General features: G+C 73.9%; 15 protein-coding genes, 1 other RNA gene and 1 pseudogene. 12 read left to right on the top strand and 5 right to left on the bottom strand.

The window, feature by feature from the left end; all coding sequences use genetic code 11:
• Positions 1–687: 687 nt before the first annotated feature.
• The 3 genes and pseudogenes from ABZ883_RS38595 to ABZ883_RS38585 all read right to left on the bottom strand — a co-directional run.
• Positions 688–1,944 (bottom strand): annotated as a pseudogene (locus ABZ883_RS38595) (serine/threonine-protein kinase); the annotation flags it as partial.
• Between the two features lie 147 nt (positions 1,945–2,091).
• Positions 2,092–3,456 carry a glycoside hydrolase family 16 protein gene (locus ABZ883_RS38590; RefSeq protein WP_360915340.1) on the bottom strand — a complete coding sequence of 455 codons (1,365 nt, stop codon included), beginning with the start codon at positions 3,454–3,456 and terminating at the stop codon, positions 2,092–2,094.
• Between the two features lie 193 nt (positions 3,457–3,649).
• Positions 3,650–5,428, bottom strand: coding sequence for a serine/threonine-protein kinase (locus tag ABZ883_RS38585; protein ID WP_360915337.1), 1,779 nt, complete (start codon positions 5,426–5,428; stop codon positions 3,650–3,652).
• 348 nt (positions 5,429–5,776) lie between these two features.
• Here ABZ883_RS38585 and ABZ883_RS38580 point away from each other — a divergent pair, with 348 nt between their 5' ends.
• Both ABZ883_RS38580 and prfB read left to right on the top strand, forming a co-directional pair.
• The gene (locus ABZ883_RS38580) at positions 5,777–8,872 is read left to right on the top strand and encodes an FtsK/SpoIIIE domain-containing protein (RefSeq protein WP_360915334.1); all 3,096 of its coding nucleotides are present in this window, start codon (positions 5,777–5,779) and stop codon (positions 8,870–8,872) included.
• A 111-nt stretch (positions 8,873–8,983) separates the two neighbouring features.
• On the top strand, positions 8,984–10,102 hold the full coding sequence (gene prfB / locus ABZ883_RS38575; protein ID WP_360915331.1) for a peptide chain release factor 2: 1,119 nt from the start codon (positions 8,984–8,986) through the stop codon (positions 10,100–10,102).
• A gap of 201 nt (positions 10,103–10,303) precedes the next feature.
• On the opposite strand, the gene ABZ883_RS38570 is transcribed toward prfB, so the two are convergent.
• The gene (locus ABZ883_RS38570) at positions 10,304–10,495 is read right to left on the bottom strand and encodes a hypothetical protein (protein WP_360915328.1); all 192 of its coding nucleotides are present in this window, start codon (positions 10,493–10,495) and stop codon (positions 10,304–10,306) included.
• Positions 10,496–10,769: 274 nt separating this feature from the next.
• On the opposite strand from ABZ883_RS38570, the gene ftsE reads away from it, so the two are divergent.
• The 5 genes from ftsE to ssrA all read left to right on the top strand — a co-directional run bounded on the left by ftsE (position 10,770) and on the right by ssrA (position 14,753).
• Positions 10,770–11,459, top strand: coding sequence for a cell division ATP-binding protein FtsE (gene ftsE / locus ABZ883_RS38565; protein ID WP_319664533.1), 690 nt, complete (start codon positions 10,770–10,772; stop codon positions 11,457–11,459).
• A 39-nt stretch (positions 11,460–11,498) separates the two neighbouring features.
• A complete protein-coding gene (gene ftsX, locus ABZ883_RS38560) occupies positions 11,499–12,416 on the top strand; it encodes a permease-like cell division protein FtsX (RefSeq protein WP_360915323.1) in 918 nt (305 codons plus the stop codon).
• A 67-nt stretch (positions 12,417–12,483) separates the two neighbouring features.
• Positions 12,484–13,650, top strand: a complete 1,167-nt coding sequence (locus ABZ883_RS38555) for a S41 family peptidase (RefSeq protein WP_360915320.1) — start codon at positions 12,484–12,486, stop codon at positions 13,648–13,650.
• Between the two features lie 73 nt (positions 13,651–13,723).
• Positions 13,724–14,206 carry an SsrA-binding protein SmpB gene (smpB, locus tag ABZ883_RS38550; RefSeq protein ID WP_360915317.1) on the top strand — a complete coding sequence of 161 codons (483 nt, stop codon included), beginning with the start codon at positions 13,724–13,726 and terminating at the stop codon, positions 14,204–14,206.
• 160 nt (positions 14,207–14,366) lie between these two features.
• Positions 14,367–14,753, top strand: a transfer-messenger RNA (tmRNA) gene (gene ssrA, locus ABZ883_RS38545).
• Positions 14,754–14,822: 69 nt separating this feature from the next.
• Here ssrA and ABZ883_RS38540 read toward each other — a convergent pair.
• A complete protein-coding gene (locus ABZ883_RS38540) occupies positions 14,823–16,001 on the bottom strand; it encodes an MFS transporter (RefSeq protein WP_360915314.1) in 1,179 nt (392 codons plus the stop codon).
• 114 nt (positions 16,002–16,115) lie between these two features.
• Between ABZ883_RS38540 and ABZ883_RS38535 the strand changes: the two genes are divergently transcribed.
• From ABZ883_RS38535 to ABZ883_RS38515, 5 genes are all read left to right on the top strand, one after another.
• Positions 16,116–17,090: a LysR family transcriptional regulator gene (locus tag ABZ883_RS38535; RefSeq protein ID WP_360915311.1), complete on the top strand. Its 975-nt coding sequence runs from the start codon at positions 16,116–16,118 to the stop codon at positions 17,088–17,090.
• A gap of 244 nt (positions 17,091–17,334) precedes the next feature.
• Positions 17,335–17,922 carry an ABATE domain-containing protein gene (locus ABZ883_RS38530; RefSeq protein ID WP_360915308.1) on the top strand — a complete coding sequence of 196 codons (588 nt, stop codon included), beginning with the start codon at positions 17,335–17,337 and terminating at the stop codon, positions 17,920–17,922.
• A 94-nt stretch (positions 17,923–18,016) separates the two neighbouring features.
• Complete coding sequence (locus tag ABZ883_RS38525) at positions 18,017–20,278, top strand: UvrD-helicase domain-containing protein (RefSeq protein ID WP_360915305.1); 2,262 nt, start codon at positions 18,017–18,019, stop codon at positions 20,276–20,278.
• A gap of 387 nt (positions 20,279–20,665) precedes the next feature.
• Positions 20,666–22,087 (top strand): NAD-dependent malic enzyme, encoded by a 1,422-nt coding sequence (locus ABZ883_RS38520; RefSeq protein WP_360915302.1) that lies wholly within the window; start codon positions 20,666–20,668, stop codon positions 22,085–22,087.
• A 195-nt stretch (positions 22,088–22,282) separates the two neighbouring features.
• Positions 22,283–22,564, top strand: coding sequence for an HU family DNA-binding protein (locus ABZ883_RS38515; protein ID WP_018564081.1), 282 nt, complete (start codon positions 22,283–22,285; stop codon positions 22,562–22,564).
• Positions 22,565–22,616: the final 52 nt, after the last annotated feature.

Below are 22,616 nucleotides of genomic sequence, written 5' to 3'. Positions count from 1 at the left end.
GCCCGTGACGGCTTCCGACGGGCGCCAGGCGCCGTTGACGTACGGCAGGCGCAGCACCGCCCCGTCCGCTTTGCGCACCACAAAGGCGTCCAGGGTGCCGGGGCCGCGCGAGACCAGGCCCGGCGCGGAGGTGATACGGCCGGCGGTGGGCACCAGCGCCCAGGCGTTCCAGCGGCCGTCGACCCAGGAGGAGGTGACCAGGTCGCCGCTGGAACGGGCGACCAGGTCGATCCGGCCGGGGGCGGAGGACGCGGCGGCCGGGGTGGTGTCGAACGTGGCGGGCTGGTCGACCTGGTACCAGCCGCCCCACGCACCGTCGGTCAGGGTGCGCCGGTAGACCTTGTGGTCCGTGCCGAGCGCGAACACGTCGAGCTGTCCGGCGCGCGAGGAGACCGCGGAGGGGTCGTCGGCGACGCTTATCCCGGTGAGCCGGTGCCAGCCGCCGTCCACCAGGTACCACAGGTTCCGGTCGGTGCCCCGGGTGAAGACGTACGTCGCGCCGGCGCCCGTGACCGCGCGCGGCCGGCCGGTGGTCTCGACGCCGGCCACCGGGAGCGGCGGCAGCGCCGTCAGCCCCGTCCAGTGCAGCGACGCCTCCCCGGTCGCGTCGGCGGCGTCCTCGGCGGTGCCGGCGGAACTGACGGCGCCCTGCGGGGAGGCCGCGGCGCCGGTGGGCGCGGTGGGGGTCGGCGCGTCCGGTGTGGAGTCGCCAGGCTCCCGGTCCTCGCGGCTGGTGGAGCCGCCGTCGTCGGAACCGGAGGCGGCGATGGCCCATCCGCCGAGCCCGGCGGCCACCAGGGCGGCCGCCGCGGCCGCCCCGAGCTTGGCCCGGCGGCGCTGCGGCGATTCCGTGACGGCGCGGTGCCGGTGGCGGGCCCGGGAGCGCGGGTCGTCGCCCGCGGCACGGCCCGCGGCGAGCTCCTCCGCGGTCGGCAGCTTGAGGCTGGTGTGGGTGTCCCGGGTGGAGTCCGGCGCGGCGCCCCGGACCAGCGGGACCGCGCCGCGCCGGCGGCCGGCAGGCGGGTCGTACGGCTCGCCGGCGCCCGCCGGTTCCGCGCCGAAGCCGCCGGCGTCCTCGTGGTGGTGGTCACCGGGCGCGTCCACCTCCAGCGGCGGCAGCCCGGCCAGGTCCGGCAGCAACTCCCGCAGCCGCGCGCCCACTTCGGCGGCCGTCAGGCGTGAGGCGGGCGCCTTGGCCAGGCACTGGGAGAGCAACTGCCACAGCTCGTCCGGGAGATCGGGCAGCGGCGCCACCGACTCGGTGACATGGCGGCGGAGCACCGCGCCGGGGTGGCCGCCGCCGAACGGCGTGAAGCCGGCCAGCAGTTCGTACAGGACGGTGGCGAGCGCGTAGATGTCCACGGAGGCCCGCGGCGGCAGGCCCTCGATGATCTCCGGGGCCAGGTAGTCCGGGGTACCGATGATGCGGGTGGCCCGGGTGCGGCGCGGGGAGTCCACCAGCCGGGCGATGCCGAAGTCGGTGAGCAGGGCCGGGGGCGCCCCGCCCGGTCCGGGCGGCGCGGCGGAGTCCAGCAGGACGTTCTCCGGCTTCACGTCGCGGTGGACGACGCCCGCCGCGTGCGCGGCGGCCAGGCCGTCGGCGACGTCGGCGGTGACGGAGACGGCGGCCTCCGGGGAGAGCCTGCGCTCCCGCTCCAGGCGGGAGCGCAGGTCGGTGCCGCGCACCAGGTCCATGACCAGTGCCAGGTCGGAGCCGTCGACCACCAGGTCACGGATGCCGACGATGTGCGGGTGGTGCAGTGCGAGCAGGGCGGTGCGCTCCTGGACGAAGCGGCCGACGAGGTCCTGGTCGGAGGCGAGGTCCTCGCGCAGCAGCTTGATGGCGACCGGGCCCTCGGGGCCCTCGCCCAGCCACACCGTGCCGGCGGAACCGCGCCCCAGCACCTGGTGCGCGGTGTACCGGCTGCCGATCTTGCGTCCCAAGGCTGCTCCGACTCCTCCGACGTGCCGTCGTGTTGGCGACAAAACTACGCGGATGCGAGCCGGTTGGGGGAACCAGTCGGGGGTGAGTGCGGCTTCTGCGGAAGAAATCACCCTCCAGAAGTCGACAAATCACCAGCATGGGCAATCTCAGGTGGTGAACGTGAACCAGTTGAGGTTGACGAAGTCGGCGGGCTGACCGCTGGCGAAGGTCAGATAGACGTCGTGCGTCCCGGTGATCGCCGAGGTGTTGGCCGGGACCGTCGTCCAGTTCTGCCAGCCCCCGGTGCCGCCGACCGCGAAGCTGCCGACGGGAGTCGCGGTGGGGCTGTCCAGCCGTACCTCGACCAGCCCGCTCACCCCGGCCGCGGCCCCGGAGGCGACCCGGGCCTTGAACTGGTGGGCGGCGGTGGAGCCGAAGGCGACCGCGTTGTAGCGCAGCCAGTCGCCGCCCGCGATCCAGCCCACGTCCTGGCCGCCCCCGGTGTCGGTCGTGGTCTCGGTGGCGGTGCCGGACTGGGCGGCGTACGACTCGGCCTGGATGGTGCCGTAGGCGCCCGTGCCGCCGCCTCCGCCGCCACCCCCGCCGCTGCCGGCGGAGTTCCAGACGGCCACGTAGTCGACCAGCATCGGCACGCCCGAGGCGGTCGCACCGGTCGGAGTGCCGCTGCCCGCCACGCCGTTGGGGAAGGCGCCGCCCATCGCCACGTTCAGCAGCAGGAAGTGGCCGTGGTGGGTGGCGTTGGCCCAGGTCGTCGCGTCCATCTGCGAGGCGTTGACGGAGTGGTACTGCACGCCGTCCACGGACCAGCGCAGCGTCTCGGGGCTGACGCTGCGGTCCCACTCGAAGGTGTAGGTGTGGAACGCGCCCTGGCAGGCGCTGCCCGGGCACACGCGGGTGGCGCCCAGGCCGTTGGTCTCGTTGCAGGGACCGCCGGGGTTGCCGCCGCAGTGCAGCGTGCCCCAGACCTGGTTGATCCCGTTGACGTTCTCCATGATGTCGAACTCGCCGATGCCGGGCCAGTTCTGGTAGTTGCCGCGGTAGTCGGCGCCGAGCGTCCAGAACGCGGGCCAGTAGCCGGCCGCCGCGGCACCGGTCACGTTCGGCATCTGGATGCGCGCCTCGATGCGGGCCCGGCCGCCGGCGGCCGCCTGGAAGTCGGTGCGGCGGGTCTCGATCCGGGCGGAGGTCCAGCGGCCGGAGCCGTCACGGACCGGGGTGATGCGCAGGTTGCCGTTGCCGTCCTGCTGGAGGTTGGTGCCGCTCGCGGTGTACGACTGCACCTCGCCGGTGCCCCAGTTGGCGGGGCCGCCGGGGTAGGAGGTGCCGGTGTCGGTGATCCAGTCCGTGCTGGAGGGGGCCGACCCGGCGCCGCCGGTGAAGTCGTCGCTCCAGGTCAGGGACCAGCCGGTGCCGGGCGGGGGGACGCTGGCCGAGGCCGGGCCGGGGAGGGCCGCGGCGAGCGCGAGGAGTGCGGCCGCGCTGGCCCGGACGAGCAATTTGGACGCGCGCATGACAAGTCCTCCTGTGGGGAGAGGCGGGGGAGCGCGTGAAGGGGGGTTGCCCGGGCAGTTCACTGTCCGCCCGGGCTGACGAGGCGTCAAGACGTGGCGCTTGAAAACGCTCTCAGAAATGTCCCGCCGTCATCCTGTGAACGCGCGGGCTCGGGGTGGCGGGGACGCGACGAGGTGCCGCGCCCCCGGATCCCTACGGGGCGGAGGGTGTGCCGCCGGTGGAGTCGCCCAGCGACGTGATCCCGTTCCAGATGTCGCTCACCCACGTGGAGACGGTGTCCCACAGCCCCTTGCCGGTGTCGAACCAGCCCTGCAACGGCCCGAAGTACCAGGCCAGCAGGAAGACGGCCACCAGGACGACGATCACCGTGAAGCAGCCCTTGAGGCAGCCCAGGCCCGGGATGCGCATCGGGTTGGCGCTGCCCCGGCGCGGCTCGCGGGCCGGGGGCGGCTCGGGCGCGGGCGCCCGCTGCGGCTCGTAGCGCCGGGGCTGCGGCTGCTCGTAGCGCGGCGGCACCGGCTGCTGGTGCTGCGGCCGGGGCGCGTACTGCTGCGGCTGGGGCTGCGGCGGGGCGTACTGCTGCGGCTGCGGCTGGCGGTGCTGCGGCGGACGCGGGGGCTGCTGGTGCTGGGGCTGCTGGTGCTGCTGGGGCGCGTACCCCTGGCCGCCGGGCTGCTGCTGGTAGGACTGCGGAGGCTGCTGCGGGCCCTGCTGGCGGCGCGGGCGGCGGCGCAGCGGGTCCTGCTCCGGGTCCAGGTACTGGATCTCGGTCTGCTCGGCGCGCGCCCGGGCCCGGTTGAGCTGCGACTCCCACGGGTGCGGGCCCTGCGGCGGCTCGTTCGGCGGGCCGCCCGGCACCGGGGGCATCACGCGCGTGCCGTCGCCGCCGGCCGCGGGGTGGGAACCGCCGGGGATGACCTGGGTCCGGTCGGCGCCGCCCTCGGGTCCCGCGGAGGAGGGCAGCACACTGGTGGCGGCCGTCGGGTCGTACCCGCCCATCGGCGAGCGGTTCGGCAGCACCTGGGTGGGGTCGGCGGTGCCCGGCGGCACGAGCGGGGTGTCCGGGACCGTCGCGGGCGCCGGGTCGGGCGCGAGCAGCGCGGCCACGCCGATGGCGGCCTCGGCCTGCGCGGGGGAGGCGTGGACGCCGATGCCGGCGGCCACCACGCGCAGGGCGCGGGCCAGGTTCTCGGCACTGGGGCGCTCGGCGGGCTCCTTGCGCAGGCAGCGCTCGATGACCGTCCACAGCGGCTCGGGGACGGTCGTGGGGCGGCGCGGCTCCGCGCTCAGGTGCCGCTGCAGCACTTCGAGGGCGCTCTCGCCGTGGAACGGCGGGCGGCCGGTGACGAGCTCGTACAGCAGGATGCCGGCGCCGTAGATGTCCACCGCGGAGGTCTGCGGGCGGCCCTGGGCGGATTCCGGCGCTATGTAGGCGGGGGTCCCCACGAATTCGTGGGTCCGGGTGAGGCCGGGCGAATCGGCCAGCCGCGCGATGCCGAAGTCGGTCAGCATCGGGTGCATCTGGGGACTGCCGTCGGGACCGGTGACGGTGGCGAGCAGCACGTTGGCGGGCTTCAGGTCGCGGTGCACGACGCCGTCGGCGTGGCTGGCGGCGAGCGCGTCGGCGACGGCGGCCGTCAGCAGGGCGCCGCCCACGGGGGAGAACGGGCCGTTCTCGCGCAGGTGCCGGTACAGGTCAGGGCCGTCGATGAGGTCCATCACCAGGGCCAGCAGGTCGCCCTCGACGACCAGGTCGCGCACCCGGACGATGTGCGGGTGGCGCAGCCGCAGCAGCACCGAGCGCTCCCGCAGGAAGCGCATGACGACGTCGGGGTCGCTCGCGAGCTCTTCCTTGAGCACCTTGATCGCGACGGTCTCGCCGGTGTCCCGCACCTGGGAGCGCCACACGGTGCCCGTGGCACCGCGTCCCAGCGGCTCCACCAGTTCGTATTTGCTGCCTACCGGCCGCACGTCTCGCACTCCCTGGATCTTGGCCTGGTCCGTGGCCTGTGTGCGCCCACTGTAGTGCCGCGACATGGGAGCGGAGCTCGTTCACGCACGCGGCGGGCGTGGGATTAGGACGCGGACTACGGTCGTTTGGTTGCTTTTTCCGCCCAATGCTGATCATTCAAGATCGTGAAGGTGGGCACCGGCGGCAGGCTGTCAGTGACGAGTGGGAGGATGCCCTCGCGGATCGCGGATCGCTGAGCAACGGGAGCCGGTCGGTTCGCTCTTGTACGTGTCGATGTGCCCGGGCACGGCGGGCGGGGCAAGGCCCCGTCGCGCCGGCGGACCGGGCAGAAGGGACCGTGGACGGAGATGCAGATCCGGCTGACCGTTCTCGGGCCGCGCGGCGGCCGAGGGGCGCGCTCCTCCGACGTGCTCGTCACCGCGCCCGCGGGCACTCTCCTGGGAGCCGTGGCGGGTGCCCTGACCTCCGGCACGGGCAGCTCCGGGCAGCCCGCGCGCTCGACTGCGTCGCTGGGGTCCCTGCGGTCCCTGCCACCGCTGTACGCGGGCGCCGAACGGCTGGACCCGGCCACCGCCGTGCTCGGCGTGCCACCCCTGCTCGACGGCGCCGTGCTCTCCCTGCACGCGCCCGCCGACGGCCACCACGAGGAACGCCCCTCCGCCGCCGCCCGGCTGCACGTCATAGGCGGTCCCGACGCCGGCGGGGTCCATCTGCTGCAGGGCGGCCAGATCCGGGTCGGGCGGTCCGCCGACGCGGACGTCCCGCTGGACGACCCCGACGTCTCCCGGCTGCACTGCGCCATCACCGTGGACGCCGCGGGCCGGGTCACCGTCCACGACCTCGGCTCCACCAACGGCACCACGCTGGACGGCCGGCCCGTCGGGCCCCGCGGCGTCCCGTTCGACCCCGGGGCGCTGCTGCGCATCGGGGAGTCCCTGCTCCAGCTGGAACCCACCCCGCCCGGGTCCACGGTCCCGCCCCCTCCGGCGTCCGTCCCCGCCGTCCCGGACACCGAGGGCCATCTGCACGTCACCCTCCCGCCGGCCTCCTGGCCGGACGGCGACGCCGTGGCCACCTGGCGCCCCGCCCGGCCCGCGGGTCCCGCGGACCGCTCCGACGGGCCCGGCGCCACCGGCCCGTCCACCCCCGCAACCGACAACGGGCCGGCAGACGCTTCCGGCGCCGCGGGGACGGCGTCCCCCGAGGCGCCGCCGGCACCCGTCACCGGAGCGGGAGGCCGCCGCGACACCCCGCAGCGCGGACTGTCCGAGCAGGCACGGGCGGTCCTGCCCGCACAGGGCCGCCGGTCCGCCGGGCGTGCCGCCGAGGCCGGCAGCCGGATGGCCGATGCCATAGGGAGCTGGGCGCGGCGCCTGGCCACAGGGCGTGGCCTCCCTGACGACACGGGACCGGACGGAAGCGCGGGCCCCGGCCACGCCGTCACCGACGCGGCCGGGCTGCGCGAGCGCTGGCCGGACCCCGCGGCGGTGCTGCTGACCGCCCTCGGGCCGGGCCCGCGGCTGTGGGAGCGCGCCCCCGGCCATCCGGACACGCTGACGGTCCGCCTCGGCACCGCCGATCTGCCCGCCGAGGACGGCTACCGCACGCTGCCCGCCGTTCCCTTCACCATCGACCTGCGCGACCCGCACACCCAGGTGCTGGGCCTGGCCGGCCCGCGCCCCCGGCTCACCGGGCTCGCCCGGGCCGTGATCGCCCAGCTGTGCGCCCTGCACGCGCCCGGCGCGCTGGAAATCGCCCTCCTGGCCGCCGACCGCTCCCGCCCCGCCGAACAGCGCGCCGAGGAATGGGCCTGGCTGCACTGGCTGCCGCATCTGCGGCCCGCCCACGGCCAGGACTGCCGCCTGCTCACCGCGACCGACCGCGAGCAGGCCGAGGCCCGCGTCGCCGAGCTGGTCCGGCGCATCGAGGAGGGCCCGCTCGGTACGGGCTGGGCAACGGCGACGCCCGAGGCGGTCGCCGAGGCCGCCGCCGACCGTGAGGGACCGCACACCCTGCTCGTGGTGGACGGCGACCCCGGCTCGGCCTATCTGGGCGAGGCCGTCGACCGCATCGCCGCCACCGGCCCGTCCGTCGGCCTCCATGTGCTGTGCCTGGCCGAGAGCCGGGAACGGCTGGCCGCCCAGTGCGGCGCCGTCGCCGTCCTGGAGGGCGACGTGGCCACCACCTTGCGCATCGAGCCGCACGGACCGGAGCGGATGACGGTCGAGGCCGTCTCCACCGCGTGGGCCGAGCGCTTCGCCCGGGCCCTGGCGCCGCTGCGCGAGGGCGACGCCGCGGCGCCCCGCGTCACTCGCTCCGCGCTGCCGCGCACCGCCCGCCTCCTGGACGAGCTGGACCTCGCCCTCGCCACCCCGGCCAAGATCGCCGCCCGCTGGGCCGCGCCCGCGCCGTCCGGCGGCGCCGCCGCGGCCGTCCTCGGCGCCGGCCCCGGCGGCCGCGTCCTGGTGGACCTGGTGGCCGAGGGCCCCCACCTGCTGGTCGGCGGCGCGCCCGGCTCGGGCAAGACCGAGCTGCTGCGCTCCGTCGCCGCCGCCCTGGCCGCCGCGGAGCGCCCGGACCGGCTGGCCCTGGTCCTGGTCGACGGCGCGGGCACCGAGCGCGGCGAGGGCCTGCGCGTCTGCACCGACCTGCCGCACGTGTCCACCTACCTGTGCGCGTCCGACCCGGTGCGGATGCGCGAGTTCGCACAGGCCCTCTCCGCGGAGCTGAAGCGGCGCGAGGAGCTGCTGGACGGGCTGGACTTCCGGCAGTGGCACGACCGCCACCGCGTGCCCGTGGTGCCGCGCCAGGCGGAGCCCGGCCGTACGCCCGGCGCCGCGGGGGAGACGCAGCCCCAGGGCGCGGTCCGGGTCCAGACGCGCACGGCGGAGCCGCTGCCCCGCCTCGTCGTCGTGGTCGACGACTTCGACGCCCTCGTCGCGCCCGCCCTGGGCAGCCCCGGCCGGCCCGCCGCCGGTTCCGTCGTCCGGGCCCTGGAGAGCGTGGCCCGCGACGGCGAGCGCCTCGGCGTGCACCTGGTGGCCGCCACCGGCCGTCCGGAGCGCACCGCCGGGACCGAGGCGGACGACGCCGCCCGGCTGCGCATCGCGCTGCGCACGGAGGAGCCGGAGTCCGCGGCCCTGCTGGTGGCCGTCGAGGAACCGGCCGCCCTGGAGGACACGCTGCCCGGGCGCGGCTATCTGCGCCGCCCCGACGGGGCCGTGACCGCCTTCCAGGCCGGCCGGGTCAGCGGACGCATCCCGCGGACGGCGACCCTGCGCCCCACCGTCGTCCCCCTGGAGTGGGACCGCATGGGCGACCCGCCGACCCGCCGCCCGGTCCGCGAGCTCGGCAACGGCCCCACCGACCTCGCCCTCCTGGCCAGCGCCCTGCAGCGGGCGGCGGAGTCCGCCGCCGCGGATCCCGCGCCGCCGCTGCTCTGATCCGAAGGGCCGGCACCGCGTCCGCGTCCCACCGTGCCCGCCGTGTGCGGGAACGGGGGTGCGGACGCGGGTCCGCCGATGCTCCGCCGCCCACCCGGTACGCTGGGGGACGTGGCAGTCCTGGATGTATCCGAAGAGCTCAAGTCCCTCTCCTCCACCATGGGGTCGATCGAGGCCGTTCTGGACCTCGACAAACTGAGGGCCGACATCGCCGTGCTCGAGGAGCAGGCGGCGGCGCCGTCGCTGTGGGACGACCCGGAGGCGGCCCAGAAGATCACCAGCAAGCTGTCGCACCTGCAGGCCGAGGTCCGCAAGGTCGAGGCGCTGCGCGGCCGTATCGACGACCTCGCGGTGCTCTTCGAGCTCGCCGAGGCCGAGGACGACGCGGACACCCGCGCCGAGGCCGAGAGCGAACTGGAGTCGGTCCGCAAGGCGCTGGACGAGATGGAGGTCCGCACCCTCCTGTCCGGCGAGTACGACGCGCGTGAGGCGCTGGTCAACATCCGCGCCGAGGCGGGCGGTGTCGACGCCGCCGACTTCGCGGAGCAGCTGCAGCGCATGTATCTGCGCTGGTCCGAGCGGCACGGCTACGCGACCGAGATCTACGAGACCTCGTTCGCGGAAGAGGCCGGCATCAAGTCCACGACCTTCGTGGTGAAGGCGCCGTACGCCTACGGCACGCTCTCCGTCGAGCAGGGCACGCACCGCCTGGTGCGCATCTCGCCCTTCGACAACCAGGGCCGCCGCCAGACCTCCTTCGCGGGCGTCGAGGTGCTGCCGGTCGTCGAGCAGAGCGACCACGTCGAGATCGACGAGACCGAGCTGCGGATCGACGTCTACCGCGCCTCCGGCCCCGGCGGCCAGGGCGTCAACACGACCGACTCCGCGGTGCGGATCACCCACCTCCCGACCGGCATCGTCGTCTCCTGCCAGAACGAGCGCTCCCAGATCCAGAACAAGGCCAGCGCGATGAACGTGCTCCAGGCCAAGCTGCTGGAGCGGCGCCGCCAGGAGGAGCAGGCCAAGATGGACGCCCTCAAGGGCGACGGCGGCAACTCGTGGGGCAACCAGATGCGTTCCTACGTGCTGCACCCGTACCAGATGGTCAAGGACCTGCGGACGGACTTCGAGGTCGGCAACCCCCAGGGCGTCCTGGACGGCGACATCGACGGCTTCCTGGAGGCGGGCATCCGCTGGCGCAAGCAGCAGGAGCGCCCCGCGACCGTCTGACGGACGCGGGTCGGCACAACTGCCGTCGTTCGGGCGGCAGTTCTGTGCGGCCGGCGGCCCGCGCCATCGTCACCCAGGGTGACGGCAGCGGGATGGGGACGCCCCCGCCGGAGAGAACCGTATGTCGTCAGGTGCTCACGTACGGCGAGGGGCCCGGGACGTCGTCGACGTCCCGGGCCCCTCCCGCTGTGAACGGTGCCGCTATGCGGTGGCCTCGTGGACCACCCACGCCACGGCGAGCAGCGCCACCAGCAGGGCGATCAGGGTCGCCGGCGTGATCGCGGCGAAGGGGTTCTCCTGCTGCAGGCGTGCACGGTGGGCGCGGCAGACCGCACAGCGGCCTTCACTGACGGGGCCGGCGCAGTTGGCGCACACCAGTCGGTCGACTGTCATGCGGTCGCCTCCTCCCATTGCGGCCCCACGGCCGCTCCATGAACAACGCGCGTCGGGGACGGTCCGTTCCCGGTCCTTCCCCCACTGTGCCAGTTTCCGCTGCGTCAGGCGCGTCCCGCGCAATTCCTGCGACTCCGAAGAGTGACCCGCGTGGCCAATGCCCGCTTTGTCTGCTTTGGCTGGTGAATAAACGCACCAACCCGGACCGCGAACTGCGCGGCCCCTCGGCGTTCGCGTAAGGTCGCCTCCGATCCCCTGTATCCGGAGTGCGACCGTGATCCGATTCGACAACGTCTCCAAGACCTACCCCAAGCAGAACCGTCCTGCACTTCGGGACGTTTCGCTGGAAATCGAGAAGGGCGAGTTCGTCTTCCTGGTGGGCTCCTCGGGCTCCGGGAAGTCCACCTTCCTGCGCCTGCTCCTGCGCGAGGAGCGCACGGACACCGGCACGGTGCACGTCCTCGGCAAGGACCTGGCCCGGCTGTCGAACTGGAAGGTGCCCCACATGCGCCGCCAGCTCGGCACGGTCTTCCAGGACTTCCGCCTGCTGCCGAACAAGACGGTCGCGGAGAACGTGGCGTTCGCTCTCGAGGTGATCGGCAAGCCGCGCGGCACCATCCGCAAGACGGTCCCCGAGGTGCTCGACCTGGTCGGCCTCGGCGGCAAGGAGGACCGCATGCCGGGCGAGCTGTCCGGTGGTGAGCAGCAGCGTGTCGCGATCGCCCGCGCGTTCGTCAACCGCCCGATGCTCCTCATCGCGGACGAGCCGACCGGAAACCTCGACCCGCAGACCTCGGTCGGCATCATGCGTCTTCTGGACCGCATCAACCGCACCGGGACCACGGTGGTCATGGCCACCCACGACCAGAACATCGTCGACCAGATGCGCAAGCGCGTCATCGAGCTCGAGAAGGGGCGGCTGGTGCGCGACCAGTCGCGCGGCGTCTACGGCTATCAGCACTAACTCCGGCCCTGGACATCGCAAGCCCGCTGAAAGGACATCATGCGCGCCCAGTTCGTGCTCTCGGAGATCGGCGTCGGCCTCCGCCGGAACCTGACCATGACCTTCGCGGTCATCGTCTCCGTCGCCCTCTCCCTCGCGCTCGCCGGCGGCTCGTGGCTCGCCCGCGAGCAGGTCGACTCGATGAAGGGCTACTGGTACGACAAGGTCCAGGTGTCGATCTTCCTCTGCAACAAGAACGACGCCAAGACCGACCCCAACTGCACCAAGGGCGCCGTCACCGAGGAGCAGAAGCAGGACATCGAGAAGCAGCTCAAGGCGCTGCCGCTCGTGGAGAAGTACTTCCACGAGAGCGCGGAGGACGCGTACAAGCACTACAAGGAGCAGTTCTCCGACTCGCCGCTGGCCGACTCCCTGACGCCTGATCAGATGCAGGAGTCGTTCCGGGTCAAGCTCAAGGACCCGACCAAGTTCCAGGTGGTCGCCAGCGCGTTCCAGGGCCGCCCCGGCGTCCAGGAGGTGCAGGACCAGAAGGCCCTGCTGGACAACCTCTTCGGGCTCCTCAACGGCATGACGCTCGCCGCCCTGGTGGTGCTCGCGTTCATGCTCGCGGTGGCGATGATGCTGATCGTCAACACGGTGCGCGTGTCGGCGTTCAGCCGGCGCCGCGAGACCGGGATCATGCGCCTGGTCGGCGCGTCCAGCTTCTACATCCAGATGCCGTTCATCATGGAGGCCGCCTTCGCCGGCCTCGTCGGCGGCGGTCTGGCGTGCCTGATGCTGCTCGTGGGCCGCTACTTCCTGATCGACCACGGCCTGTCGCTGCAGACCAAGGTCCCGCTGATCAACTTCCTCGGCTGGGGCGAGGTCGCGCAGGTGCTGCCGCTGGTGCTGGTCGTGGGCATGCTGATGCCCGCGGTGGCCGCCCTGATCGCGCTGCGCAAGTACCTCAAGGTCTGATTCGCGCAAAGGGCGCCGTACGGCCAACTTTCCGTACAGCGCCCGCTTCTCGCCTAGACTGCCCGACGTGCTGAGCCACTGTCTGTCCGGGAAGCCGCGCCGCATCGGCAGCGCGGCTGCCCTGACCTTGGTGTTCGGCGCGGTCCTGGCCACCGGTGCGGCCACCGGGTCCTTCGGTGACGTCCGCGCCGGCGACCGGCAGGCGCGGGGTGCCGTCCCCGTCCCGGCCGGCGCGGTGGCCGACACCGACGAGATCGCCGAGGCCATCGCCGACGGCAAGGTCGGCCCGCAGGCCGCGCAGGCACTGGTCAGCCGCAGCGGCGACCGCTGGTCCTCGTTCTACACCGCGCAGGAGTACGAGGGCTTCCAGCAGTCCCTCGACGGCCGGTACGTGGGGGTCGGGCTCTGGGTGCGCCGCATCGAGAGCGGCCGCATCGAGATCGACCGCGTCCAGTCCGGCAGCCCCGCCGCCCGGGCCGGCATCCGCGCCGGCGACCGGCTGCGCACCATCGACGGCACCGATGTCACCGGCCGCCCCGTCACCGAGGTCGTCTCCCGGCTGCGCGGCGCGGGTGACGCCGGGACCACCGTCGCCCTCGGGCTGCAACGCGGCGCCCGCTCCTGGGAGGCCGCGCCCCGGCGGGCGCTGCTGCCGACGGAGTCCGTACGGGTACGGCACCTGCCCCACCGCATCACCGCCGTCAAGGTCGACGCCTTCACCCGCGGCGCGGCAGCCCAGGTCCGCCGGGCGCTGGCCGCCCGCACTGCGAACGAGGGCATACTCCTGGACCTGCGCGGCAACTCCGGCGGCCTGGTCACCGAGGCCGTCGGTGTCGCCTCGGCCTTCCTCGACGGCGGACTGGTCGCCACGTACGACGTCCACGGGCGGCAGCAGGCGCTCTACGCCGACGACGGCGGCGACACCGACACGCCGCTGGTCGTGCTCGTCGACGGCGGCACCATGAGCGCCGCCGAACTGCTGGCCGGTGCGCTGCAGGACCGGGGCCGGGCCGTCGTCATCGGCTCTCGCACCTTCGGCAAGGGCTCCATCCAGATGCCCAGCCGCCTGTCGGACGGCTCCGTCGCCGAGCTCACCGTCGGCCACTACCGGCTGCCCGCGGGCCGCAGCGTCGACGGGCGCGGTGTGGAGCCGGACCTGAGGATCTCCGGAGGCACCGACGCCGGTGCCAAGGCCCTGGAGATCCTGGACGGCCTCGGCACCTCGGCGCGCTGACCTCGCACACCGTGGCGGCCCGGCGCGGAATCCGGTACCCCGGACGGCCCCGGAGTGCGAGAATGGCGGCGCTATGGCAAAGGAAACGGGTCGCAAACTGATCGCGCAGAACAAGAAGGCGCGGCATGACTACCACATCCTCGACACGTACGAGGCCGGCCTGGTGCTGACCGGCACCGAGGTGAAGTCGCTGCGCCAGGGGCGTGCCTCCCTGGTCGACGGCTTCGGCCAGCTCGACGACGGCGAGGCGTGGCTGCACAACGTGCACATCCCCGAATACACGCAGGGGACGTGGACGAACCACTCGGCGCGGCGCAAGCGCAAGATGCTGCTGCACCGGGCGGAGATCGACAAGCTCGTCCAGAAGTCCCAGGAGACCGGGCACACCATCGTGCCGCTCGCCTTGTACTTCAAGGACGGCCGGGCCAAGGTCGAGATCGCGCTCGCCCGCGGCAAGAAGGAGTACGACAAGCGGCAGACCCTGCGCGAGAAGCAGGACCGCCGCGAGACCGACCGGGCGATCTCCTCGGCGCGCCGCCGCCAGCGCGAGGGCTGACCCCGCCGTCCGGCCGGGCCGGCGCGGCGGCCTGACAGCCCGTCCGGCCGCGCGGTCCGGCCCGCCGGAAATGCGCTGGCCCCGGTGCGTGTTGTTCACGTACGATGGCGGCAGCACCACCGGGCGGTGACGTCCGGTGTGCAGCTTGAAAAATCAACATGGGGATGATCGGTTTCGACTGGGGATGTCGAAGCAGGGGAAGCGAGCCGAGAAAGCGGCAATGATCTCGTAAACCATATGCCGAAAACAATAATCGCCAATTCTAAGCGCGATTCCTCCGCCTTCGCTCTCGCTGCCTAATTAGCAGCTAGCGAAGACTCCGCGGAGTGTCAGCCCGGGGCTGTTCCCGACCCGGATCCTGGCATCAGCTAGGGAACTAAACCACTGGGCCCGGCCACGGGACTCAGTGGGAAATCAAACAGTGGCTGGGCCCGTCGGCGGCTTGTCCGCGTGACTGCCGGGGCCGAGAAAAGCACAGCGGACTGCGCTCGGAGAAGCCCTGGTTCCGCACCACAGGACGCGGGTTCGATTCCCGCCATCTCCACATCCCTCGGGAGGCGTCGCCGGCCCGCGCACTGCGCGGGCGGGCGGCGCCTTTCGTCGTTCCCGAACCAGGTCACCGCGCGGGGGCCGCCCGCAGGGTCACCGCCGCGATCAGCGCGGCGGCCGCCGAGGCCACCACCGGCACGGCGTAAGCGGCAGCCGGGCCCCGGCTGTCCGTCACCGCGCCCGCGGCGAAGGAGCCGGCCGCGATGCCGCCCAGCAGGGCCGTGACGGCGAGCGCCATCCCCTCGTTCAGCCGCCCCGGCGGCACCGTCCGCTGGATGTGCGCCATCCCGTTGATCATGGTGGGCGCGGTCGCCATGCCCGCGACCAGCAGCGCCGGGGCGAGCAGCCACAGGCCGCCGAGCCGCGCCGCGACCAGCGGGAGGAGCATCAGCGCGGCCATCGCGGCGACGCTCGCCCGGAAACGGTCCCGCGGCGGCCGCAGCCCGTACAGCAGCCCCGCCGCGCAGGAGCCGGCCGCCTGCAGCCCCAGGACGGCCCCGGCGGCCCCCCGATGCCCCTGCGCGGAGGCGAAGGCGACGGTGGTGACCTCCATCGCGCCGAAGACGGCCCCCGTCGCCAGGAACGTGCACAGCACCGGCGGCACCGCCGCCCGCCCCGCGGCCCCTGCCGGCGTACGGGGCACCGGGGGCGGCTCCGTCCCGCGCTGCGCCGCGAACAGCACGATCCCGCAGAACAGCAGCACCGCTCCGGCCAGCGTGCCCGCCTCCGGGAACAGCGCGGTGCACAGGAACGCCGCCAGCACCGGGCCGAGCATGAAGCAGACCTCGTCCGCCGCCTGCTCGAAGGACCGGGCGACATGGCGGGCCCGTTCGTCGTCCCGGAACAGGTGCGCCCAGCGGGCCCGCGACATGCCGCCGGTGTTCGGGGTCGTCGCGGTCGCCGCGTAGGCGGCGAAGAGCGTCCAGGGCGCCGCGTGCAGGCGGACGCACAGCACCAGGGCCAGCGACCCCAGCGCGGCGACCGCCGCCGCCGGTACGGCGACGCGGCCCTGCCCGTGCCGGTCGGTCATACGGGCCGTCCAGGGGCCCACGAGCGCCGTCGCGGCCAGGCCGGTGGCGGTGACCGCCCCGGCCAGCGCGTAGGAGCCGTAGGCCGCCGAGATCATGACGACCGCGCCGACCCCGGACATGCCCGCGGGAAGGCGGGCCACGAGGCTGCCCGCGGTGAAGGCGAGGGCTCCGGGCGGCGCGAGGATCCGGCGGTAGGGCGCGAGGCGGCTGATCACCCCACCACCCTCGCCGGGCGCCCCCGCGGCGGTCCAACACCTGATCAGCGCCCTTTCACGCACTTTTGTTGTCAGTGCCGCCGGAGCGGCCGGTACCGCGTGTTGAATGAGCGGATGCCGCACGACCTCGACCCCCGCCTGCTGCGGGCCTTCGCCGCCGTCGCGGACGAACTGCACTTCACCCGGGCCGCCGCCCGCCTCCATGTCGCCCAGCAGGCGCTCAGCCGGGACATCCGGCGCCTGGAGGCGGCGCTCGGCACGGAGCTGTTCGCGCGCACGACCCGCAGTGTGCTGCTGACCGCCGACGGCGAACGGCTGCTGCCGCACGCCCGGCGCGTGCTCGCCGCCCAGGACCAACTCGCCGCCGCCTTCGCTCCCGCCAGCCGGCCGCTGCTGGTCGACATCGGCGCCCCGGTCGGCACCGCGCTGCGCGTCCTCGACCGGGCCCGCGCCGCCGCCCCCGAGCTGGAGCTCACCGCCCGCTTCCACAGCGGCCTCACCGGCGCCGCCGCGGAGATCCTCGCCGGACGCCTGGACGTCTCCTTCGGCCGGGTCGCGGGCCTGGCCCCGGCCGTACTCTCCGGCCTGGACCACCTCCCGGTCCGCTACGAGCGCATGGCCGTGCTCCTCCCCGGCGACCACCGGCTCGCCGCCCTGCCCGAGGTGCCGCTCGCCGCACTCGCGGGCGAGGCGCTGTACGCCGCCGCGGGCAACCCCCACACCGCCGAGTGGACCGATCTGGCCGAACGGCTCTTCGAGGGGCGCGACATCGGCCTCGTGGCGCCGTTCCCGGAGATCGACGGCAAGGACGAGTTCGCGCGGCTGGTCACCAAGCACCGCTGGCCGGTGCTGGCCAGCACCGAGTTCATCGACCTGCCCGGCTTCGTCCTGCGGCCGCTCACCGCCCCCGTGCCGCTCGCCCCCGTCTCCCTGGTCTGGCGGCGCGGACTTCGCCACCCCGGCCTGGACGCGCTGCACGCCGCCGCGCGGCGGCTGTCCGTCGGTGGCGGCTGGCTCTCCCGCCCTGCGGGCTCGTGGCTGCCCGCGTCCGACGCGCGGTTGATGGCTCCGCCCGCCGGTGCCGGGTGACGCCCGTGCGGGCGTCGGCCCCTGTTTCCCTGGTTCGGTGGCCCGGGTCTGGACGCGCTGCGCGGCGCCGCGCGGCGGTTGTCCGTCGGTGGTGGGTGGCTCGCCCGCCTTCCGGGCTCGTGGCTGCCCGTGCCCGACGCGCGGTTGATGTCCCCGCCCGCCGGTGCCGGGTGACGCCCGTGCGGGCGGGTTCCGTTTCGCGTCGGGGGCTCGGGGGAGGACCACCGAAGGAGGTGGCACGCGGATGGGAGCGACCGCGGCGCGGACGCAGCCGCGCTTCGATGCGGGACGGACGAGCCTGGACCTCGTGGCGGCCGCGGTGCCCGGCCCCGATCCGGGGACCCCGGAGCGGCTGGTGGAGTGGCTGCGGGGCGCCGGGCTGGTGCCGCGGGGCACCGAGGTGCCGGCGGACGGCGGGTGGCCGCGCCGGTTCCTGGAACTGGGCGCCGTGGTGGCACGCCTGGTGGAGGCGCGGCTGGCCGGACGGACGGCGGACGACGGGGACGTGGCGGCGCTGAACGACGCCGCACTGGCACCGCCGCCCGCACCGCGCGCGGTGCGCGCCGCGGACGGGACGCTGACCCGGGCGCTCGCGGCGAAGCCGGACTGCGCGGGGCTGCTGGGCGCGGTCGCGCGCGACGCCCTGGACCTGCTGACCGACCCCGACGCGGCCGCCCGCCTGCGGCGTTGCGAGGGCGACGGGTGCACCCTTGTCTATCTGGACACCTCGCGCGGCCGCCGTCGCCGCTGGTGCAGCAGCGACACCTGCGGCAACCGCGAACGTGTGGCCCGCCACCGCAGGCGCGCCGGCGCCGCCGCGGCCCGCATCTGACTGGGCGGAAAACCCCTGGTTGGCGTACGGTGGCAGGCTGCTCCGTTCGCGGGGCGGCGCATGACGTACGGAAAGAGAAGAATGGGGGTCCTGCGTGGCAGCGGTCCGGGACACGGAGATCGCGGTCGAGCAGACGCATCTGGACCGGGTGTACGACCGCCTCGAGGAGAAGATCCACGAGGCGGAGTTCCTGATGGACGACGCGGTGAAGCGCGGCCAGGTCGGTACGCCGGGGGCGCTCGCGGAGCGCGACGCGCAGGTCTTCCGCGCGGGTCTGCACCTGAACCGGCTGAACGCGGAGTTCGAGGACTTCCTCTTCGGCAGGATCGACCTGCTGCTCGGCAAGGACGGCAAGAAGGGGCCCGACGGCGCCTACACCTCCGTCGAGCCGGCCGACGACGCCGTGCGGCCGGACAACACGGCCGAGATCGCCGAGACCTTGCACATCGGCCGGCTCGGCGTGCTCGACGCCGACTACGCCCCGCTGGTCATCGACTGGCGGGCGCCCGCCGCGGCGCCGTTCTACCGGGCGACCCCGGTCGCCCCCGGCCGGGTGGTGCGCCGCCGCGTCATCCGTTCGAAGGGCCGCAAGGTGCTCGGCGTCGAGGACGACCTGCTGCGCCCGGAGCTCGGCACCGGACTGCCGGTCGTCGGCGACGGTGCGCTGATGGCGGCGCTGGGCCAGGCCCGCAGCCACACGATGCGCGACATCGTCGCCAGCATCCAGGCCGAGCAGGACGTCGTCATCCGGGCCCCCGCCGCCTCCGTCACCGAGGTGACCGGCGGTCCCGGCACGGGCAAGACGGCGGTCGCCCTGCACCGCGCGGCGTACCTGCTCTACCAGGACCGGCGGCGCTACGCGGGCGGCATCCTCGTGGTCAGCCCGACGCCGCTGCTGGTGGCGTACACCGAGGGCGTGCTGCCCTCGCTGGGCGAGGAGGGGCAGGTCGCCATCCGGGCCGTCGGCTCGCTCGTGGACGGCGCGGAGGCGACGACGTACGACGATCCGGCGGTCGCCCGGATCAAGGGCTCGCTGCGGATGCTGAGGGTGCTGCGCAGGGCTGCCCGGGGCGCGCTGGAGGACGGGCAGTGCCCGGACCGGCTGCGGGTCGTGGCGTTCGGGCGCCGTCTGGAGCTGGACGCCGAGCAGCTGTCGGGCATCCGGCACGCGGTGCTGGGCGGCACGACGCCGGTCAACCTGCTGCGGCCCCGGGCCCGCCGCCTGCTGCTGGACGCGCTGTGGCGGCAGGCCGACCGCCGCTACGACGACCCGGAGATGGCCGCGGACGCCCGTGAGGCCTTCGACGAGGACGTGGCGACCGAACCGGAGTTCCTGGACTTCCTGGCGGCCTGGTGGCCCGTGCTGACCCCGCGCGGGGTGCTGGCCGCGCTCGCCGACGAGAAACGGCTCGGGCGCTGGGCGCGGCGGGTGCTGACCCCGCCGGAGGTGCGCCGGGTGGCCCGGTCGCTGCGCCGGCTGGACGGCGGGGGCAACGGCGCGCTGTCGGTGCACGACGTGGCGCTGCTGGACGAGCTGGAGTCGCTGCTCGGCCCGCCGCCCAAGGTGCGCACCCGCGAGGCGGACCCGCTGGACCAGCTCACCGGCTTGGAGGAGGTCACCACCTTCGCCGACCGGATGGCCGGCGGCCGCCGCTCCCGCCAGGAGCGGCTGGACGCGGAGCGCACGGAGTACGCGCACGTCATCGTGGACGAGGCGCAGGACCTGACGCCGATGCAGTGGCGCATGGTGGGCCGCCGGGGCCGCGCCGCGACCTGGACGGTGGTGGGCGACCCCGCGCAGAGTTCGTGGACCGACCCCGACGAGGCGGCGCTCGCCCGTGACGAGGCCCTGGGCACCCGCCCGCGGCGCCGTTTCACACTGACGGTGAACTACCGCAACCCCGCCGAGATCGCCGACCTCGCGGCCAAGGTGCTCGCGCTCGCCATGCCGGGCAGCGAGTCGCCGCGCGCGGTGCGCTCCACGGGTGTGGTGCCGCAGTTCGCCGTCGCGGCGGGCGGCGGGGTGGGCGAGGCGGTCCGCGCGGAGGCCGAGCGGCTGCTGGGCGAGGTCGAGGGCACGGTCGGTGTGGTCGTGGCCATGGGCCGCCGCGAGGAGGCCCGGCGCTGGCTGGCGGGGCTCGGCGAGCGCGTCGTGGCGCTCGGCAGCCTGGAGGCCAAGGGGCTGGAGTACGACGCGACGCTGGTCGTGTCGCCGGCGGAGATCGCGGACGAGTCGCCCGCCGGGCTGCGCGTGCTGTACGTGGCGCTGACCCGCGCCACGCAGCGCCTGACGGTGCTGTCGGGCGGGCGGGACCTGCCCGACGCGAACGGCGTGCCGGACCTGCTGCGGGACTGACGGGCACTCACCGGCCCTGCCCGTACCCGGACGCAAAGCGGCGGGGCGCCCTTCCCGTGGGAAGGGCGCCCCGCCGTACTTCTGTGACACCGACCCGCCATGCTCGCCTCGCGGCAAGTGGGCGCTCGAAGCGCCTAAGGTTGGGCCCGGGGGCTTGGATCGAGCCGGTGCCTTGTCCAATCTAACAAACGATCCGCGATTGTCATTCCGTACGCGGCATCCGATGTGACGGCGTCGCGGCAGGACGGCGAACACTAAGCACGCAAGCTTCCCAAGGAAGCCGCCGTTGCCGCAGCGTTCTGCTGCAAGGGCCCCGGTTTACCCATACCCACGGGTAGGTGGCAGCATCGAGGGCGCACAGCAAGCGACAGCGGAGGAACAGCGGCCATGGCAACGGCGCCGAGCGTCTCGTACTCAATCACGGTGCGGCTGGAGGTGCCCGCGAGCGGATCCGCGGTCAGCCAGCTCACCACCGCCGTCGAAGCCTCCGGCGGCGCTGTCCACGGCCTGGACGTCACCGCCTCGGGCCACGAGAAACTGCGCATCGACGTGACGATCGCCGCCACGTCGACCGCGCACGCGGACGAGATCGTGGCGAAACTGCGCGAGATCGAGGGCGTGGCGATCGGCAAGGTGTCCGACCGTACGTTCCTGATGCACCTCGGCGGCAAGATCGAGATGGCGTCCAAGCACCCGATCCGCAACCGCGACGACCTGTCCATGATCTACACGCCCGGCGTGGCCCGGGTCTGCATGGCGATCGCGGCCAACCCCGAGGACGCCCGCCGTCTGACCATCAAGCGCAACAGCGTCGCCGTGGTCACCGACGGCTCCGCGGTGCTGGGCCTGGGCAACATCGGCCCCAAGGCCGCGCTGCCGGTCATGGAGGGCAAGGCGGCCCTCTTCAAGCGCTTCGCCGGCATCGACGCGTGGCCGCTGTGCCTGGACACCCAGGACACGGACGCCATCGTGGAGATCGTCAAGGCGATCGCCCCCGGCTTCGCCGGCATCAACCTGGAGGACATCTCCGCGCCGCGCTGCTTCGAGATCGAGGCCCGGCTGCGCGAGGCCCTGGACATCCCGGTCTTCCACGACGACCAGCACGGCACCGCCATCGTGGTGCTCGCCGCGCTGACGAACGCGCTGCGCGTGGTCGGCAAGCAGATCGGCGACGTGCGGGTCGTGATGTCCGGCGCGGGTGCCGCGGGCACCGCCATCCTGAAGCTGCTGCTGGCCGCCGGGGTGAAGCACGCGGTCGTCGCCGACATCCACGGCGTGGTGCACAGCGGCCGTGAGGACCTGGTCGGCGCGGGCAAGGAGTCCGCGCTGCGCTGGATCGCCGACAACACCAACCCCGAGGAGATCACGGGCACGCTGAAGGAGGCCGTGCGCGGCGCCGACGTCTTCATCGGCGTGTCGGCCCCCAACGTCCTCGGCGGCGAGGACGTGGCGGCGATGGCCGAGGACGCGATCGTCTTCGCGCTGGCCAACCCCGACCCCGAGGTCGACCCGGGCCTGGCCCGGGAGACCGCCGCGGTGGTCGCCACGGGCCGCAGCGACTTCCCCAATCAGATCAACAACGTCCTGGTCTTCCCCGGCGTCTTCCGCGGCCTGCTGGACGCGCAGAGCCGGACGGTGAACACCGACATGATGCTCGCCGCGGCGACGGCCCTCGCGGACGTGGTCACCGAGGACGAACTCAACCCGAACTACATCATTCCCAGCGTCTTCAACGACAAGGTCGCGGGTGCCGTCGCGGGCGCCGTCCGCGAGGCGGCCAAGGCACAGGGCCTTACCGCGACCTCGTGACGACGGAGCGTCATCGGGCCGTATGAGAGACGCTTTTTGTGTGACTCTCCCGGGTGCCGGATTGGCGTTTCCCCCAGAAATGGGGGCAGGATGCGTACCTGGGCGGTGAGGGCCGCACCGCAGAAGCGCTAACAGCGACTTCAATGCGCCTTCCCCGGCGGTCGACGTTGGGGGATTCCATGCAAGGAGAACTAGATGAACCGCAGTGAGCTGGTGGCCGCGCTGTCCGAGCGCGCCGAGGTGACCCGCAAGGACGCCGACGCCGTTCTGGCCGCGTTCGCCGAGGTCGTCGGCGAGATCGTCGCCAAGGGCGACGAGAAGGTCACCATTCCCGGCTTCCTGACCTTCGAGCGCAGCCACCGTGCCGCTCGTACCGCGCGCAACCCGCAGACCGGGGACCCGATCCAGATCCCGGCCGGCTACAGCGTCAAGGTCTCCGCGGGCTCGAAGCTCAAGGAAGCCGCCAAGGGCAAGTAAGTCCCCAGGCGTGCGAAAGGGCGGCCTCCCCCGACCGGGGAGGCCGCCCTTT

The sequence above is a fragment of the Streptomyces sp. NPDC046977 genome, from assembly GCF_040644455.1.
Lineage (GTDB): Bacteria > Actinomycetota > Actinomycetes > Streptomycetales > Streptomycetaceae > Actinacidiphila.
This window is presented reverse-complemented; position numbering and strand designations above follow the sequence as displayed.

Coding starts and splice junctions, on each gene's coding strand:
- ABZ883_RS38590 (WP_360915340.1), bottom strand. CDS start 3,456: ATGCGCGCGTCCAAATTGCTCGTCCGGGCCAGCGCGGCCGCACTCCTC.
- ABZ883_RS38580 (WP_360915334.1), top strand. CDS start 5,777: ATGCAGATCCGGCTGACCGTTCTCGGGCCGCGCGGCGGCCGAGGGGCG.
- ABZ883_RS38570 (WP_360915328.1), bottom strand. CDS start 10,495: ATGACAGTCGACCGACTGGTGTGCGCCAACTGCGCCGGCCCCGTCAGT.
- ftsX (WP_360915323.1), top strand. CDS start 11,499: ATGCGCGCCCAGTTCGTGCTCTCGGAGATCGGCGTCGGCCTCCGCCGG.
- smpB (WP_360915317.1), top strand. CDS start 13,724: ATGGCAAAGGAAACGGGTCGCAAACTGATCGCGCAGAACAAGAAGGCG.
- ABZ883_RS38535 (WP_360915311.1), top strand. CDS start 16,116: ATGCCGCACGACCTCGACCCCCGCCTGCTGCGGGCCTTCGCCGCCGTC.
- ABZ883_RS38530 (WP_360915308.1), top strand. CDS start 17,335: ATGGGAGCGACCGCGGCGCGGACGCAGCCGCGCTTCGATGCGGGACGG.
- ABZ883_RS38520 (WP_360915302.1), top strand. CDS start 20,666: ATGGCAACGGCGCCGAGCGTCTCGTACTCAATCACGGTGCGGCTGGAG.
- ABZ883_RS38515 (WP_018564081.1), top strand. CDS start 22,283: ATGAACCGCAGTGAGCTGGTGGCCGCGCTGTCCGAGCGCGCCGAGGTG.